This window comes from Paraglaciecola sp. L3A3 (assembly GCF_009796765.1).
Classification (GTDB): domain Bacteria; phylum Pseudomonadota; class Gammaproteobacteria; order Enterobacterales; family Alteromonadaceae; genus Paraglaciecola.
On the sequence record NZ_CP047023.1, the window covers coordinates 4,459,665 to 4,478,141 of the forward strand.

Here is an 18,477-nt window from a genome sequence, read left to right on the forward strand (position 1 = left end):
TAAAAACAAAAAAAGCGCCAACCGGCGCTTTTTAAAGTTTTAAAACCTCTTTTTTAAAGAGCTTTAAACACAGTCTTACTGTGGAGTACGTAACACCATCAAACGAATTTCAGTCATATCTTCCATCGCGAAAGTGATCCCTTCACGACCTAAGCCAGACTCTTTCACGCCACCATAAGGCATGTTATCGACACGCCAGCTAGGTACGTCACCAATCACCACACCACCCACATCTAGTTCGTCCCATGCTTTATGAGCTTTGTAGATATCGCGGGTAAATACACCGGCTTGTAAACCAAATTGGCTGTTATTGACTTCTTTTAATGCTTGATCAAAATCAGAGAATGAGCTTAATACTGATACTGGACCAAAGGCTTCTTCAGTATTAATGGCTGCATCAACAGGTACATTTTCAAGCAATGTGGCTTGTAACATATTGCCGTCACGTTTACCGCCACATAACAAGGTTGCCCCTGCAGCTACGGCTTCTTGTACCCAAGTATCTAAACGAGATGCTTCAGATTCAGAAATCATAGGGCCAATAAACGTATCTTCACTTAATGGGTCACCATGGACTAAACCTGCTACTTTTTCAGTATAACGCAGTTTAAATTCGGCATAAATTGACTCATGCACAATAACGCGCTGTACACTGATACAACTTTGTCCAGATTGATAGTAAGCACCAAAAGTAATACGCTCGATAGCATCATCTAAGTCTGTGTCATGATCAACTACACAAGCAGCATTACCGCCAAGCTCTAAAATTACAGGCTTTTTACCGGCTTTGGCTTTTAAGTCCCAGCCTACTTGCGGTGAACCAGTAAAACTAAGCAGTTTAAATCTGTCGTCTGTAGTGAATAAATCAGCACCATCACGACTACAAGGCAAAATAGAAAATGCGCCTTTTGGCAAATCGGTTTCTGCCAAAATTTCACCAATAATAATCGCGCCAAGTGGCGTACGACTAGCAGGTTTAAGTACAAAAGCACAACCTGTAGCCAATGCCGGAGCAATTTTATGCGCCGCTAAGTTTAACGGAAAGTTAAAAGGTGAAATAAAGGAACATGGACCAATAGGTACACGTTTGTACATGCCAGTGTAACCTTTAGCCCTAGGAGTAATTTCAAGGTTCATCACCTCACCGTGCATACGTACAGACTCTTCAGCAGCAATACGGAAGGTATCAATCAAACGTGTTACTTCGCCCCGCGCATCTTTAATCGGTTTACCGGCTTCTATACATAAAGCATGGGCTAACTCGTCAAAACGTTCTTCAAAACGTTTTACACAATGATTAATAATATTTTGACGCTCATAAGGCGCCATTTTATTAAGCAAAGGTTGACTAGCTTCTGCAGCAGCAATAGCTTGATCGATAACTTTTGCATCGGCCATGGCCGCATGAGTGGCAACTTCATTGGTATATTTATTGGTAATAGCTAGATCTTGATTAGCAAATACCGCTTCATTGGCTAAATAATAGGGATAAGCTTTAGCTAACATAATGGCTCCTTAAACCGCTGCACTGCGCATACGAATTGTTTTATTAAGAGTTTCATCGTTTAATGTGTAATCAACTGGCACATCAATTAAATGTACACCTGGTTCGGCTAAACATTGTTTTACTTGAGGTAATAAACCTGCAGCTGAATCAATTCTCCAGCCCTTACCACCATAACTTTCTACGTATTTTACAAAGTCAGGGTTGCCGTAATCTAATCCGAAGTTTTCGAATTCCATATTGGCTTGTTTCCACTTGATCATACCGTAAGCATCATCACGTAAAATAATCACCACTATGTGTAAGTTAAGACGTACAGCAGTTTCTAACTCCTGGCTGTTCATCATAAAGCCACCGTCACCACATACTGTAATAACAGGTTTAGTGGGGTGTACCATTTTAGCCGCCATGGCAGACGGGAGGCCTGCGCCCATAGTTGCGAGGGCGTTGTCTAACAATAATGTATTAGGAAAGGCTGCAGGATAATTACGAGCAAACCAAATTTTGTAAACGCCGTTATCTAACGTCACTATACCGTCATCTGGCATAGCTTCACGAATATCTCGAACAAAACGTTCTGGTAAAATTGGGAAGCGGTCATCATTTTCGCTTTCAGCTTTATGGGTTAAATAAGCTTCATGAACCTTTTTGAAGAAACTAAAGTCCCAAGTAGGGTTGGCACTGATTTGTTCTTTAATTTGCCAAATACTGTTAGCAATATCGCCTATCACTTCTAGCTGTGGGAAATAAACAGGATCAACGGCAGCCGTTTCAAAGTTAATATGAATCACTTGTCTATTGTCATTGTGACTCATAAAGAAAGGCGGTTTTTCAACTACGTCATGGCCAACGTTAATGATTAGGTCTGCGCCATCAATTACTCTATGAACAAAGTCACCAGATGATAAAGCTGTGTTACCCATAAACAAGTCGTCTTTTTCATCTAATACGCCTTTACCTAACTGAGTAGTCACGTAAGGAATGCCTGTTTTATCAACAAACTCTTTAAGCATTTTAGAAGTAAGCTTGCGGTTTGCAGCTGCACCGATTAACAATAATGGCGTTTTGGCATCATGGATCATACCTGCTGCTCTGTTAATAGATTTGTATTCAGCAATAGGTCGTCTGGCAACACTGGCTGTTAATAATTTTGCACTTGTTTCTTCAGCTGCAATATCTTCTGGTAATTCGATATGTACGGCACCAGGACGTTCCTCATGGGCCAATCGAAAGGCTTCGCGAATAGCGGATGGAATACGATCGCCACTGACTAATTGAGTGGTATATTTAGTAATAGGGCGCATCATATCTACTGCATCTATCACTTGGAAGCGACCTTGCTTACTGGTTTTAACAGGCTTTTGGCCAGTGATCATCATCATTGGCATAGCGCCTAATTGAGCATAAGCAGCAGGCGTCACTAAGTTAGTTGCACCTGGGCCTAAAGTCGACAAACACACCCCCACTTTACCAGTTAAACGACCATAGGTAGCAGCCATAAATCCAGCGCCTTGTTCGTGACGAGTTAAAATCAGTTTGATATTCGAATCACGCATAGATTCCAATAAATCCAAGTTTTCTTCACCTGGGATACCAAAAATGTACTCAACACCTTCTGCTTCTAAGGCTTTTATAAATAAATCAGACGCTTTCATGGGCGCTCCTGTTAGTTTTGTAGGGGTAAATCCTAATCTTCAATAGGGTATAGAAGATAGGCCATTATTTTAAAAGGTCTCTGCCTTCTTTATTGTTATAAGCTTATAGTCCACCGAACTATATGCGTGGGTAAAGCATAAAAAACCGATTACTTAAATCAATTTTGCATATGAAGACAATCAACTGTTAACACTTCGGTTTAATTCAAACAAAAATTGCACTATTTCTAACTGTAATTGGGTCACATCAGGTTGAAACAGAAGTTTATCAATTGCCACTTCATATTGACTCTTATCATTAATATTTTTTAATCTAACTAACAACAAAAGCCAATCTTGATGCAAATGCATTACTTTTTGATGAAGTTTGTGTACCTCATTATTAGCTGATAATCGACTAAATTGTTGAAAAGATATTTCTAGGTTTTGTAATCCTCTGGTAATGTTATCTGCATTGTCTGCAGAATATTCTTTTGACATTAGTGCAGAAAAATATTGTAAATAAGCCAAACTATTTTCGACTGATTTAATAAAATCCAATTTTGAATCAATTATTTTATCCAAGGGATTCAAGTTAGGTGGCGCTGCTGTTAAGGAATCTGCCAGACGATATCCCCGCGCAGCTTTACTATCCGTTCCGATAGACAAATACATAACTTGTAAAAGCTTTTGCGCCAAAACAAATATTTCACCGGCATTACCTTTTTTTAATTCCAGTTCAATTTCACAAATGGGCACACTTTGTCCATTGGCTGAAACCGACCCCAAATCCCAGACCATTTCAATCTGGCAGGTGTCACTCACATCCAGTAAATATATTTTACGGACAAAATTCGTGGTAAATAAAGTTGCTAATTTTTGCTGTACTTTTTCTACCGACAAACCAGCAGGCCAAGCATTTTGGGGAAATAAGCTAAGATCGGGAACCACACTTGTGTGTTCATCTCTATCAGCGAGTTGTACATTATATTCTGGCCTTTGATACAAACCACCCACTGAGCTACCGGCGGTTTTTAAGGTTTGCTCTAATTGTTTGCCTTTGCCCCTGATCCGCAAACCAATGTCATTTTTACGTAAGGTGCGCTCGTCTGTATCGAAGTAATAATTACTTAATTCAACCACTTGTTTAGTCACTACACAATTCAATTGTGGTAGTAATTTTTGCTCAATTATGTCGCCCGCGTTATCAGCAGCGAGCAGTTTTAACTCGATTTCGTATTCCATATATTTCTAAAAGATTATCAACACTTTATCCACAATAGCCTGTCATAAATGCAGGATCAATCATAAACCACTCATACAGCAGGCAAATCCAAATAGTTACTTGCCTTTCTATTGGTCAGGCAATACCATCTAAGTTCACAAAAAGGAGTAGATTTTTGATATGCGTAAGCAAATAGTTTTTATATTTTTATTATTCAGTTGTGGTTTCTATAACACCTCACTCGTTGCACAAGAGTCAACGGAGACAGAAGGTCAAACACGTTATATATCAGACGATTTATTCACTTATTTACATGCAGGTCCTGGTAGAAATTATAGAATTTTAGGTTCAGTTACCGCTGGTACTAAAGTCACTTTATTAAATGAAGATAAAGAAAATAATTTTACCGAAGTAATGGACGATAAAGACCGTAAAGGCTGGGTACAATCTGATTTCATTAACCTTGATAGAAGCGTCAGAGAGTTAGTACCTGGATTAAAAGAACAAGTTCAACAAACTCAACAAGCATTACAAGCTGAACAAGCCAGTACTGATGGTCTGTATCAACAAATTCAACAGTTAACTGCTGACGTTACCGAATTGAGAAAGTTATTGGCGGCTTCAGAAAAAGCCAATGCAGAAGTTAATGAAACCTTAAAAAACTATGACCAAAGTGCAGAAATGGAATGGCTGACTCGAGGCGGTATTTTGGCCTTAGTGAGTTTAATCCTGGGTATCATCATTACTTATTTACCTAAAAAACGTCGTAGAAACGACAAATGGATGTAAAAAACTTTTTATCTTTGCATAATTTTTATAGGAAATAGTGATGGGTTTATTAGCTAAATTATTAAAAGCGCTTAATTCTGATGCCTCCCCTTGGCAGCTAGCATTAGGCTTATCTTTAGGCATGATAATGGGGTTGACCCCATTACTCGGTCTGCATTCATTAGTTATACTGTTTGTGGTACTTTTTTGTCGAATTAATATCAGTGCATTTTTAGTTTCGTGGTCGGCTTTTTCACTGATTGCCTTACCGCTAACTTCGAGCTTTGCCAATTTGGGTGAGTCTTTATTATTAGCTGAAAACCTGCAAGGTGCCTGGACTGCTTTCTACAATACTTACCTTGGTCAATTAACTCAGTTTTACCATACACTGACCATAGGTAGCGTATTAGTGGCAGTTATTCTATTCCCTTTCGCTTTGCTACTAAGTAAAAAGTTAGTAGAAAAGTATCGCCTAACGTTTATGCAATGGGTGAATCAATTAAGAATTATCAAAATCATTAAAGGATCGGGTTTTTATAATATTTATCAAAGGCTTGGAGAATAACCTATGAAGTCAATTATTCGCTGGCCAGGCTTAGTGGCATTCGTTGTGATTGTGGGCTTGATAGCCGCGATTAGTATTTTGTTTCTGGATTTTTGGATAAAAATCGCCGCTGAAAAAAGTTTTTCTGAACTTAACGGCGCTGAAGTCAATATCAGCCAAGTGGAGCATAAATTCTCTCCCTTCGGCATAACTTTACATCAGGTAGAATTTACCGATCCCAAAGAGCCAATCAATAACCATTTTTCAGCAGAAACTATTTCAGCCAAAATTGATCTGGCGCCATTATTATTGCGCAAAATTATCATTGATGAATTAACCGTTAATAACAGTCAATTCAATACCGAGAGAGCCTCTGCTGGCGAAGTTTATCTAGACACAGAAACAGCTGATAACGAAAGTTCAACTGGTTTTGTTGATGGTATAAAAGTTCCTACGGTTGACGAAATATTAGCTAAGTCACCTCTTAAAACCACTAAAGCAGTGGCCGACTCGCAAGCGGTAATCGAAAAACATAGCCCTTTGCTGAAACAACAATTTGCCGCCTTACCAGAAAAAGACAAGTTGGCCGAATATAAACAGAGAGTGAATGCCCTGAAAGAAATGGATCATAAAGATCCTGCGCAACTTTTAGCGGCCAAAGAACAATTTAATCAACTTAAAGACGATATTTTAAAAGACAAAAAAGCTTTAGAAGACTTTAAACAAGCCTTAAGTGAAGCGAAAAAAGAGCTTTCACCACAGCTTGCAAAATTAAAATCAGCTCCAGCTGAAGATTATCAGCAACTTAAATCAGTGGCAGCAGGCGATCTTGATGCTATTGATGATGTGACCTCTTTGGTGTTTGGCGAATCTGTCGGAAAATGGAGCCGTTATGCATTAACTGCCTTTGATTTAGTCGGCCCTATGTTAGCCAGCAAAGGCGAACAGGATAAAGCAGAGCAAGTGGCAACGGGGAAATGGATAAGCTTTTCGGATACCTCTGCATTACCCGATTTTTGGATCAAAAAAGCCAATATATCGCTGCAATGGCAACAAGAAATAATCGAAAGTCATTGGTCAGATATTACTCACCAGCATGATGTTTTAGGTCGTCCTACTATTTTTTCTGTTGACTCAAGTGCTAGCTCTTTATGGCAATCACTGAAACTCAATGGCGACTTATGGTTAGCCGAATCGGGTGCTAAAGCGAAACAAAAATGGGCCTTATCTGGGTTAAAATTATCTGACTTAGATTTAGTTAAACAAGACAAGTTATCGGGTCATTTAAATAAAGGCTTATTATCCAGCACGGGGGATTTATCCCTTAATGGCGAGATGCTTGCTGGTAGCGGATTAGTAGACTTACAAGACTTAGTAATTGAGGCTGTGGGTAGTAACAAACTTACTACTATTGTGGCCAATACACTTAATCAGCTTTCACAATTAAAATTAAATACTGATATTGGCGGTACACTTGGCGATATGGATTTATCTTTTAGTTCAGATTTAAATCAACAACTAAGTAGTGCGTTAGTGGCAAATGTTACTCCCGAACAACAAGCCAAATTAGATGATCTAAAACAAAAGTTGAATGAAAAAACCTCTGGATTGTTAGGTGATAATAACGCGGAAATGAGCCAGTGGCTGGAGTGGGAAAAATTAGCAGACGGTGATATAGACAGTTTAAATACATTACTAGAAGCTCAGCTCAATAATGTAATCGATAAACAAAAAGATAAAGTGAAAGACAAAGCAAAAGAAAAAATTCTGAATAAAATTTTTGGATAATACCTAGCCATGTTGTTTAATAAGATTAAAGTCGCAGTAGTAGAAGACAATGGCATGGCTCGTGCAAATCTTCGAAACCATCTTTTGGATATGGGCTTTAGTCAAATTGGTTGTTTCAGTAATGGTCGTGAATTTAAAGCCCATATTCGCCATCATAAAGTCGACCTAGTACTAATGGACTTTCACCTCGGTCAAAATAAAAACGGGGTAGAAGTCTTACAAGAGTTACAGCAACAGGGTTATCTCACTCGAGCAACTTGTGTCATGTTTGTTACCTCAGATCGTTTACCAATGATTATTGGGCAAATTGTTGATGTACATCCAGAGGCTTTAGTTATTAAGCCTTACACCATTAGTAACATGATAAAAAATATATCAAGTTGTCTTACAATGCATAATTTTCTTCTGCCCATATACAGGCTGATGGATGAAGATAATTTTGCACAAGCTTTAGCCGTATTAGATATTTTATTAGAACAACATCATATAGGCCGAAAACGCAGTTCGTTAATAAAACTACGAGCACGTATCTTAACCAAACTAGAGCGATATTCTGAAGCGGCGATACATTATAAAGAAATTTTGCGACGTTCAAATAAAGTCATTTGGGCAAAATGGGGACTAGTACAGAATTTATTTTTAGATGGTCATGTAGAAGAAAGTGAAGCTTTATTACACGAACTGACAGAGTCTCAACTCACTAATGACAAAGCCTGTGAGTGGTTGGCTCGAATTAGTGTCGGTAATAACCAATACAATAAAGCCGAAAACTACATGCAACAAATCCGTGAGGGTGAACTATCGATTCCTGCTGCACGTTTAAAAGCTTATATCTACCAAGCTCAAGAGCGGGGTAAAGAAGCCATTTCTTTATTAGAGAAAAAACGTGAATCAAATCGTTCTATTCGCGAAAGATACGATGAGATATCGCTAGATTTAGCTCGTTGTTATTTGTCTGAGGCCGAATTAAAACATAACTCTGAGCGTACATCCGATCTACAAGTAGCCAAATATCTAATTGGTGCTGCTGGTAGGAAAGTGTCTGACCCAAGCCTTTCACAGAAAAAAGATTATTTGTTAGCCACAGCAGCATTTTTAGAAGGCAAAATTGACAAGTCAAACGAGATATTATCTCGCGATGGTATGGAAGATTTACATGAAGCTGAAATATCCACTATTACTGATGCAATACATGCTTGGAGAAATGTCGGTAACACAGAAAAAGCCAAAGAATGTTTAGCACTTAGTAAAGAAAAACTGAAAAACATTGATGAAGGTAACACGAAAACTACTGCTAATATGTTGGTCATAAAAAGTGAAGAAGCTATCGGAGAAAGAAGACCAGAAGCGGTTAAATTCAACAAATCTGGTCTGGAAAAATTTGCCGACAAACAATACAAAGCAGCCTCTGCAGATTTTTATCAAGCTTATATGCTTTTCCCACGAGAAATGGCTTTTAGCTTAAACCTATTACAGAGCATGGTAGATGCCAGCCTTGTTGAATACAAAACAGTCAACACCTTAGAATTTCTGGCAGAAATGCAAAATCGGGAATTGAATACAAGTAATACCAAGCGGCTTGAGCAAATTGTTGAACGTATTGTGAAAAAAGCCGATATATATGTTTTTTCTTCTGATGAAGAAGCGTCAGGTATAACAAAAAAATAATTCTAAATTGTTAGAACTTACAAAAGCATTTATGTCACTCAGATATTCAGTATTAGACTCTGTTAACACTGAGTGATGCTTCATCAAGCTACACGATAATTTTCACTAGAGAAAACTATGCGCCACTTGCAAGATTACTATTTTTTCAAAACTATTGCTGAAACTGGCTCCATTAGAAAAGCCGCTAAGTCTTTAACTATAACCTCTACAGCCTTAAATCGCCGGATCCTAGCTTTAGAAAAAGAACTGGGCACTGAGGTATTTGAAAGACTGCCCAAGGGGGTAGAACTCTCTGCTGCTGGCGAAGTATTTTTACATCATGTACGGGAACAACTGACTGATATTGAAAAAGTAAAAAGTCAGATAGCAGATTTACGTGGTGAACGACGAGGACATATTAGCATTGCTTGCAGCCAAGCCTTGCTGCCTTTCTTTTTACCCAATCAAATCAATCAATATTCTAACTTACACCCTCATGTCACCTTTAATGTGCAAAGACGTGATAGAAAAGCGGCTGAACAAGAACTGATCAATATGAATGCCGATATAGCCGTGGTTTTTGAACCTGTATTACTGGCAGATTTTCATATTTTGTCAGTTTCTAAACAACCCACTTATGCAATAGTATCGAAAGATCATGAACTTGCAGGCAAAGACATCATCAAACTAAGTGAATGCCTTGAATACCCTTTAGCTTTGCCAACCAAAGAATACGGACTAAGACGTATATTAGATAAAAAAGCCGATAGAGCTTTTTATAAGCTTAAACCCGCAATCGAATCCGATAGCTTTGAATTTTTGCGCTATAAAGCTTCGTTAGGTAAATATATTACATTTCAAATTGAAGTGGGTTTACCTGAAGATCTAAGCTTTATGAATATGACCGCCATAAAAGTTGATGAAAATGACCTTCCCCCCGGCGAAGTCTATGTTGGTCAGCTTAAAGGTCGTACTCTACCCGTTGCTGCAGCTAAGTTTGCCCAACAACTAGTCACAACATTAGAATCTGGTTAATCAGTACCAAAAACGGTAAAAATCGAACGTGATGCAATAATCGCATCACACGTGTGTAAAATTAACGCTATACAACATCACTACTTACTGATTTAATCAGCTCAAAGCTTGAGGCGAAATATTTAGCGAACCAGATCCAATGCTTATTTGTATTGATATGCCGACCTAACTAATTCGACTTAAATTCTAAATAGATAACTAGGGTTCCGATTTATTTAATAAATGTCTGGTCCGAGAGTTATCAACCCAGTACATATTCAGTAATGAATATCTTGCTTCTGCAAAGGGTTACACGGAGGGATAAAAGCCCGGGAGGTTAGTTTATATAAGCCTCTTGCTAACTTAAATCTGTGTAAACTTTGGAGATGTTCCTGTGAAAAAATTTAAAACTGCGCGACTTTTTAAAACAGCACTATTAACACTAACCTTATTGGCTTCTGCTAACTCATTCGCAAAAGACAAATTTTCTGTGTGCTGGTCTATTTATGTGGGTTGGATGCCATGGGAATACGGTGATTCATCTGGCATAGTTAAAAAATGGGCTGACAAATACGACATCGAAATAGATGTGGTACAAATCAACGATTACATCGAATCTATCAATCAATACACAGCCGGCGAGTTTGATGCTTGCACTATGACTAACATGGATGCGTTAACCATACCTTCAGCCAGTTTTGTAGACAGCACAGCGTTAGTAGTAGGTGACTTTTCTAACGGTAACGATGGTGTAGTACTAAAAGATAAAAGCTCACTAAAAGACATTAAAGGCCAGCAAATTAACTTAGTTGAGCTCAGTGTGTCTCATTATTTGTTAGCTCGTGCCTTAGAAACTGTCGGGTTACAAGAGCGAGATGTCAAAGTAGTTAATACTTCTGATGCCGATTTGGTGGCAGCTTACACCACGGACGATGTGACCTCAGTAGTAACATGGAATCCATTATTATCTGAAATTGAAAAAATGCCTAAAACCACAAAAGTGTTTGATTCTTCTATGATCCCTGGCGAAATAATCGACTTACTAGTAGTCAACAGTGACACATTAAAAGCCAATCCTAAACTAGGCAAAGCTTTGGTTGGGGCTTGGTATGAAATCATGAGTAAAATGCAAGGTAACAACACAGTATTAACTGAAATGGCAGTGGCGTCTGGCACTGACTTAGCAGGCTATAATGCTCAACTTGCTACCACCAAAATGTTTTACACTCCAGCTGAAGCAGTTAAATTTACTAATAGCGCACAATTACCTAAAACCATGGAATATGTAGCTAAATTCTCTTTTGATCACGGCCTATTAGGTGACGGAGCAGCAGATGCGGGCTTTATTGGTATCGAAACGCCTGCCGGCATAGTTGGTGATAAAAACAATATTCAATTACGATTCGATCCTAGCTTCATGCAAATGGCAGCTGACGGTAAATTGTAAAAAATGGGTGCGAATTAATAGCTAAAACCAGTTATTAATCCGCTTCTCAAATGAAATCGATACTCTTCACAATCACATTTATTTAAGGTTTTTATCATGAAAAAGATCATGAACATAGTGCCATCAAAACCTTTGAACATTTTTTTGAGTCTGTTGCCATTCATCATTATATTTTTTGTTTATTGGTCCGCTTCGGCAGACCGTTTAGTGGAAAATCCCAATGACAAATTATTGCCAAGTTTTAGTCAAATATACAGTGCAGTGGATAGATTAGCCTTTACTGAAAATAAACGTACTGGTGAATACCTATTTTGGCAAGATACCTCTGCCAGCTTGTACAGACTCAGTATAGGTATTTGTATCAGCGCCCTATCTGGTTTATTGATCGGCATATTGACAGGTTTAATACCTGTAGCCCGCTCAGGATTATCTCCACTGATCACAGTGTTATCGCTTATTCCACCTATGGCTATTTTACCCATACTGTTTATCAGTTTTGGTTTGGGTGAACTGGCTAAAGTGATGTTAATTATCATAGGTACTGCGCCGGTGATGATGCGCGATATGCAATCTCACGTTAGACAACTTCCCGCAGAACAATTAATCAAAGCACAAACCTTAGGGGCTTCTACTTGGTTGGTCAGCTTACGGGTGATATTACCGCAGATCCTGCCACGTTTATTGGCTTCAATGCGTTTATCCTTAGGGGCCGCTTGGTTATTCTTGATCGCAGCAGAAGCTATTGCGGCACAAGAAGGTCTAGGTTATCGCATATTTTTAGTACGTAGATATATGTCTATGGATGTAATTTTTCCATACGTAATTTGGATTACCTTACTAGCGTTTTTAATGGACTACCTATTAAGAAAAACCTCAGAAAAAGCTTTTCCTTGGTACCACTCAATCGAAAGCAGTAAATAACGCGCTTTGTCGTCAAAAAGAATAGTAAGGAAATCGCCATGAGCTTTATCTCTATTAAAAATGTATGGAAATCCTACGATGATAACTTGGTACTTGAACGCCTTAATTTAGAGGTAGAGCAAGGTGAGTTTGTATCTATGGTGGGAGCCTCAGGTTGTGGTAAATCAACCTTTTTAAACATGTTACTTGGCCGTGAACAACCTAGCAAAGGTTCAATAGTGCTTGATGGTAAAACATTAAACGATGAGCCTGATGCAGATCGTGGCATAGTATTTCAAAAATATTCAGTTTTCCCACATTTAACGGTTTTACAGAATGTGATGATTGCCGACGAGTTTTCACAAGCCAAGGTTTTAGGTTGGACATTCGGTAACACTAAAAAACAAATCAAAGAAAAAGCCCTAGATTTTATACAAGCTGTGGGGCTTTCTCCGGCCATTGCTAAATATCCACACGAATTATCTGGTGGTATGCAACAAAGATTAGCTATTGCCCAAGCCCTGATGAAAGCGCCCAAAGTATTGTTATTAGATGAACCTTTTGGTGCCCTTGATCCAGGTATTCGCGGCGATATGCATGAGTTAATCCATGATATTTGGCAAAAAAATAAACTGACTATTTTTATGGTCACCCACGACATAAAAGAAGGCTTCGAATTGGGTTCACGCCTCTGGGTGTTCGACAAATTACGAGATGATCCACAAGCGCCCAATGCTTACGGTGCTCAGGTCACCTTTGATCTGCCATTAGCGTCTCGTGGCAATAAAGAAGACGTCAACAAAATGATTGAAAAAGTGAGACACAAATAATATGAGCCAGTCTAATACGCAAGATTTACAACAGCCAATTTTGTATCAAGATACCCTACCCGGTGGTAAACATTGGTCCATGCGCATGCGTCGCGGCACCAGCTTACGTTTAATAGACAAAGAAGGTGGCGCCAACTTAGGCATGTTGTTTTATAACCCTGAAAATTTATTAGAGCGTTACAATGCACCCGATACGTTAAAGGGCCAACACACATTTAAATTAACTAAAGGCCACTGTTTATATTCAGATATGGGACGTATTTTTTGCTCTATAACCGAAGACACCTTGGGCTGGCACGACACGGTATGCGGCAACAGTAACCGTAAAATAGTCGACGCTCAATGGGGCGAAAAAGACTATCAAAAAGATAGAAACAACTGGCTGCAAAATGGCAATGATGCGTTTTTAATCGAAGCCACTAAGTATGGCCTAAGTAAAAGAGACCTAGCGGCCAACCTAAATTTATTTAGTTGTATTGCCCCTGATGATGAAGGCAACTTGACCTATCAAACCAATCACAGCCAAGCTGGCGACTCGGTAGAGCTGCGTTTTGAAATGGACACAATCGTATTATTACATACTTGCCCTCACCCACTCAATCCAGCTACAGACTACCCATTTAAACCGGTTGAATACCAAATATTCAAATCAGCAGAGATAGGTGAAGACGACTTATGTAAAAACGCCTGTGCAGAGAACCAAAGAGGTTTTGAAAATAATCGTTTATACCATTTGGGTTTATAGGCCGACTTTTAAAACAGGAACAGAACAAGATGATTTTAGCAAGCCAATTACAAGCAGAAGACGCAGTGATCCGTGACATAGTCGACGCTGGCGACTATTACCTCAAGGTAGTAAAACAAGGCCAAACTGTGCGTATTCTAGATATTGAAGGCAATCAAGCTGCCGACACCTTATTTTATAACGCTAACGATATCAGCGAACGCTACAGCGCCATCGACACCATACGTGAGCAAGGCAATGTATATTTAACCGCTGGTAGCGTGTTAATGACCAACGACTGTAATCCATTATTGAAAATTGTCGCTGACACTTGTGGTCGTCACGACACTTTAGGTGGCGCATGTGCCACAGAAAGTAACACTGTGCGTTATCAGCTAGAAAAAAAATGTATGCATGCTTGTCGCGATAGCTGGTTACTGGCTATTGCCGAAAACGAAGAGTTAGGCATGGATAAGAGTGACATTACTCACAACATCAACTTTTTTATGAACGTACCTATTACCGCTGAAGGCAAACTCAGCTTTGCAGACGGCATAAGTGGTGCAGGAAAATACGTAGAATTAGAAGCCCTGATGGACACAATAATGTTGATTTCTAATTGCCCACAATTGAATAACCCTTGTAATGCTTACAACCCTACACCTGTTGAAGTATTGATTTGGGATCAAGCTAAGTAACCTAAGCTCAGGTTAAGTAAAAATTAATGGTGAGTAGGACGACCTGCTTGACCCAAATAATCAGTGGGACGACCCACATTTGATGAGTCTTTGATTATGTTTAAGACAGTATTAATTGCCAACCGAGGCGCTATCGCCTGCCGTATCATTCGCACCCTAAAAAAATTAGGCATCAAAAGTATTGCCGTATACGCCGAAGCGGATAGAGAGTCATTACATGTGCGTCAAGCCGACCAAGCCTTTAGCTTAGGCCAAGGTTCTGCTAGCCAAACCTATTTAGATCAACAAAAAATCATCGATATCGCTAAACAAACAGGGGCTGACGCTATTCACCCTGGATATGGTTTTTTAAGTGAAAATGCTGACTTCAGTGAAAAATTACAAAGTCATGGCATTACCTTTATTGGGCCTAGACCACAACAAATGATCGACTTTGGCTTAAAACATCAAGCCCGTGACTTAGCTGAACAAGCCGGTGTACCTTTAGTGCCAGGCAGTGGTTTATTAGCAGATTTAGCCGAAGTCGTGTCTTTTGCTGAACAAGTAGGTTACCCCGTTATGCTGAAAAGCACAGCCGGTGGTGGTGGCATAGGCATGCAAAGGTGTGATGATAAGAGTCAGCTAGAAAAAGCCTTTACTAATGTAAAATATTTAGGCGCACAGAACTTCTCTAACGACGGCGTGTTTTTAGAAAAATTTGTGCAACAAGCCAGACATATTGAAGTACAAGTTGTAGGTAATGGTGCTGGGCAAGTGGTCACTTTAGGTGAACGAGATTGCTCAAGCCAAAGACGAAACCAAAAGGTAGTAGAAGAAACCCCCGCCCCTAATTTGTCTGATGAAATAAGACAACAAATGTATGCCACAGCTAAACAGCTAATGGCGTCGATTAACTACCTAAATGCCGGTACGGTTGAGTATATATTTGATCAACAAAGTCAGCAGTTTTACTTTTTAGAAGTAAACACTCGCTTACAAGTAGAACACGGTATTACCGAACTTTGTTTCGATGTCGACCTAGTTGAGTGGATGTTGAAAATCGCCTATGACGACACTATGGCCAAGCAAGAGTCATTAACAGCCACAGACCTAAGTGCCATCGATAATTTAGTCAGCCAAGGCCATGCTATTCAAGCTAGAATTTACGCTGAAAACCCGGCTAAAAACTTTCAACCGTCATCAGGTTTATTAACCCAAGTTGAATGGCCAGAGCAGCATTTCACCAGCACAGACACTTTACGTATTGACCATTGGATTGAAGCTGGCATTGAAGTGTCACCGTTTTTTGACCCTATGTTAGCCAAAGTGCAAGTAAAAGCCGAAAACAGACAACAAGCCATTGAGCAGTTAGACAACGCCTTAACAAATAGCCACTTGTACGGCATCATCACTAACATTGATTATGTGCGAGATATTTTGCAAACAGAGCTGTTTGCAGACGGAAAAATATTCACTCGTAGCCTAGATAACATTCATGCAAGCTTTGCAGGTTTTGAAGTAATCAAACCCGGCACAATGACCACTATTCAGGATTACCCTGCCCGTTCAGGTTATTGGAATATTGGTGTGCCACCATCTGGCCCTTTCGATTTTTATTCGTTTAATTTAGCTAATCGCTTATTGGGTAATACTCAAGATGCTGCTGGTTTAGAAATCACCATTCAAGGCCCATCTCTGTTATTCCATCAAGCCAGCCAAGTGATTGTGTGTGGCGCAGATATTGACATAAAGTTAGATGAACAAAGTTATGCCATGAACCAAGTCATCAATATTGCTGCTGGACAAACATTAAAAATAGGCTCAGTAAAAGACGCTGGCGCCCGGGCTTATTTGGCCATAAGTGGCGGCATTCAGTGCCCTGAATATCTAGGCAGCAAAAGCACCTTTACTTTAGGTCAATTTGGTGGACATTGTGGTCGTGCATTACGTACTGGCGATTTTATTCAACTCATAGACAACCAAGCCAAGCACATCACATTTTCTTTACCTGCCAGTGAAGAATTGGCAGCAAAAATTGAACATACTTGGTCATTGCGAGTGATGTCGGGGCCACATGGCGCACCTGATTTTTTCACTGATAAAGACATTGAAACCATCCACCAACATGAATGGGAAGTACACTACAATTCAAGTCGAACAGGTATTCGCTTGATAGGCCCTAAACCCGAATGGGCCCGTGAAAGTGGTGGTGAGGCAGGCTTACATCCGTCTAACATTCACGATAATGCTTATGCCTTTGGTACGGTAGACTTTACCGGTGATATGCCAGTCATTTTAGGCCCAGACGGCCCCAGTTTAGGAGGTTTTGTTTGTCCCTTCACCGTGATTTCTGCCGATTTATGGAAACTTGGTCAATTTAAAGGTGGCGATAAAGTACGTTTTGAAATAGTCGACTTAGCCGCGGCACAACAAGTTGAACAAGCACAAAATAAGCAACTACAAGCATTAACCCCACAAGCTTGTGATTATCAAGCTGTGCCTATTAGTTCACCTATTTTAGATACCTTGGTCACCGAAGACGGCGAGCCTGATCTGGTGTTCCGCCAAGCCGGTGATAAGTTTTTATTAGTGGAATATGGCGAGCTGGTACTAGACCTAGCTTTACGAGCACGAGTTCAAGCCTTGTTAACCAGTGTTGAGGCAGAATGTATTGATGGAGTATTAGAACTCACCCCAGGTATTCGTTCACTACAAGTGCATTTCGATAATCAAATAGTGACCGCCGGTAAATTGATCGCCAAGTTAAAAGCACTAGATAAGGCACTGGGCGATACTAGCCAATTAGAATTTGCCTCACGCATAGTGCATTTACCGCTAAGTTGGGACGACGAAGCCTGCCAGTTGGCTATCGACAAATACATACAGTCAGTCCGTAAAGACGCCCCTTGGTGTCCATCTAACATTGATTTTATTAAACGAATTAATGGCTTAACTGACATCCAACAAGTGCAAGATATCGTCTTTGAAGCCAGCTATTTAGTATTAGGTTTAGGTGATGTGTACTTAGGTGCGCCAGTTGCTACACCGTTAAATCCATGCCATCGATTAGTCACCACCAAATATAACCCAGCTAGAACTTGGACTGCAGAAAACTCTGTGGGCATAGGCGGCGCGTATATGTGTGTGTATGGCATGGAAGGTCCAGGTGGCTATCAGTTTGTAGGACGTACCGCACAAATGTGGAACCGCTACCGTCAAACCGAAGTATTTGAAAATCCTTGGTTATTACGCTTTTTTGACCAAATTCGTTTTTATCCGGTTTCTCATGACGAACTGGAGCAGATCCGTGCTGATTTTCCTATTGGCAAATGGCAACCCAAAATTGAACAAAGCTCAATATCTATGCCTGAATTGGCCCTTGAGTGGTCAAAACAACAGCGCGACATTGATAAATTTGTTGAGCAGCGCGAAAGAGCTTTCGAACAAGAAATGAATGATTGGAAAGCTAATGGTCAATTAGTTTACCAAGCTGATAATACTATGGACACAGAGCTGGATGAATTAGAACTGGCCGAAGGTGAATTTATTATTGAATCAACGGCTGCTGGTAGTGTGTGGTTAATTGAAACCGCAGAAGGCAATACCATAGCCGAAAACGACAGCTTGATCATCTTAGAGTCTATGAAAATGGAAATTGGTATCACCAGTCCAGAAGCCGCCATAGTGAAAAAAATACTAGTAGAAACAGGGCAACAAGTACAAGCCGGCCAAGCTTTGTTGGTACTTGCAACCCATACAACTGAAGATTAAGGAG

Annotated in this window: 14 protein-coding genes and 1 riboswitch; of the genes, 11 read left to right on the forward strand and 3 right to left on the reverse strand. The window is 39.7% G+C overall.

What is annotated here, in order from left to right:
* Nucleotides 1-75 precede the first annotated feature (75 nt).
* From GQR87_RS18460 to GQR87_RS18470, 3 genes are all read right to left on the reverse strand, one after another.
* Nucleotides 76-1,506, reverse strand: coding sequence for an aldehyde dehydrogenase family protein (locus tag GQR87_RS18460; RefSeq protein WP_158971915.1), 1,431 nt, complete (start codon nt 1,504-1,506; stop codon nt 76-78).
* A gap of 9 nt (nt 1,507-1,515) precedes the next feature.
* Nucleotides 1,516-3,159 (reverse strand): acetolactate synthase large subunit, encoded by a 1,644-nt coding sequence (locus GQR87_RS18465; RefSeq protein ID WP_158971917.1) that lies wholly within the window; start codon nt 3,157-3,159, stop codon nt 1,516-1,518.
* Between the two features lie 180 nt (nt 3,160-3,339).
* Nucleotides 3,340-4,383: an inorganic triphosphatase gene (locus GQR87_RS18470; protein WP_158971918.1), complete on the reverse strand. Its 1,044-nt coding sequence runs from the start codon at nt 4,381-4,383 to the stop codon at nt 3,340-3,342.
* Nucleotides 4,384-4,543: 160 nt separating this feature from the next.
* Here GQR87_RS18470 and GQR87_RS18475 point away from each other — a divergent pair, with 160 nt between their 5' ends.
* The 11 genes from GQR87_RS18475 to uca all read left to right on the forward strand — a co-directional run bounded on the left by GQR87_RS18475 (nt 4,544) and on the right by uca (nt 18,473).
* Nucleotides 4,544-5,152 (forward strand): TIGR04211 family SH3 domain-containing protein, encoded by a 609-nt coding sequence (locus tag GQR87_RS18475; RefSeq protein ID WP_158971920.1) that lies wholly within the window; start codon nt 4,544-4,546, stop codon nt 5,150-5,152.
* Between the two features lie 40 nt (nt 5,153-5,192).
* A complete protein-coding gene (locus GQR87_RS18480; RefSeq protein ID WP_158971922.1) occupies nt 5,193-5,696 on the forward strand; it encodes a TIGR03546 family protein in 504 nt (167 codons plus the stop codon).
* Between the two features lie 3 nt (nt 5,697-5,699).
* Complete coding sequence (locus GQR87_RS18485; protein ID WP_158971924.1) at nt 5,700-7,463, forward strand: TIGR03545 family protein; 1,764 nt, start codon at nt 5,700-5,702, stop codon at nt 7,461-7,463.
* A gap of 9 nt (nt 7,464-7,472) precedes the next feature.
* Nucleotides 7,473-9,131 (forward strand): response regulator, encoded by a 1,659-nt coding sequence (locus tag GQR87_RS18490; protein ID WP_158971926.1) that lies wholly within the window; start codon nt 7,473-7,475, stop codon nt 9,129-9,131.
* A gap of 117 nt (nt 9,132-9,248) precedes the next feature.
* A complete protein-coding gene (locus tag GQR87_RS18495; RefSeq protein WP_158971928.1) occupies nt 9,249-10,145 on the forward strand; it encodes a LysR family transcriptional regulator in 897 nt (298 codons plus the stop codon).
* A gap of 187 nt (nt 10,146-10,332) precedes the next feature.
* Nucleotides 10,333-10,462: riboswitch (guanidine-I (ykkC/yxkD leader) on the forward strand.
* A gap of 56 nt (nt 10,463-10,518) precedes the next feature.
* A complete protein-coding gene (locus GQR87_RS18500) occupies nt 10,519-11,571 on the forward strand; it encodes a putative urea ABC transporter substrate-binding protein (protein WP_158971929.1) in 1,053 nt (350 codons plus the stop codon).
* A gap of 96 nt (nt 11,572-11,667) precedes the next feature.
* Nucleotides 11,668-12,492, forward strand: a complete 825-nt coding sequence (locus GQR87_RS18505; RefSeq protein ID WP_158971930.1) for an ABC transporter permease — start codon at nt 11,668-11,670, stop codon at nt 12,490-12,492.
* Between the two features lie 38 nt (nt 12,493-12,530).
* Nucleotides 12,531-13,301: an ABC transporter ATP-binding protein gene (locus GQR87_RS18510; RefSeq protein ID WP_158971931.1), complete on the forward strand. Its 771-nt coding sequence runs from the start codon at nt 12,531-12,533 to the stop codon at nt 13,299-13,301.
* A gap of 1 nt (nt 13,302) precedes the next feature.
* Nucleotides 13,303-14,046 carry an urea amidolyase associated protein UAAP1 gene (locus GQR87_RS18515; protein ID WP_158971932.1) on the forward strand — a complete coding sequence of 248 codons (744 nt, stop codon included), beginning with the start codon at nt 13,303-13,305 and terminating at the stop codon, nt 14,044-14,046.
* A gap of 29 nt (nt 14,047-14,075) precedes the next feature.
* Entirely contained in the window at nt 14,076-14,723 is a 648-nt protein-coding gene (locus GQR87_RS18520; RefSeq protein ID WP_158971934.1) for an urea amidolyase associated protein UAAP2, read from the forward strand.
* Between the two features lie 96 nt (nt 14,724-14,819).
* Nucleotides 14,820-18,473, forward strand: a complete 3,654-nt coding sequence (gene uca / locus GQR87_RS18525; protein ID WP_158971936.1) for an urea carboxylase — start codon at nt 14,820-14,822, stop codon at nt 18,471-18,473.
* Nucleotides 18,474-18,477: the final 4 nt, after the last annotated feature.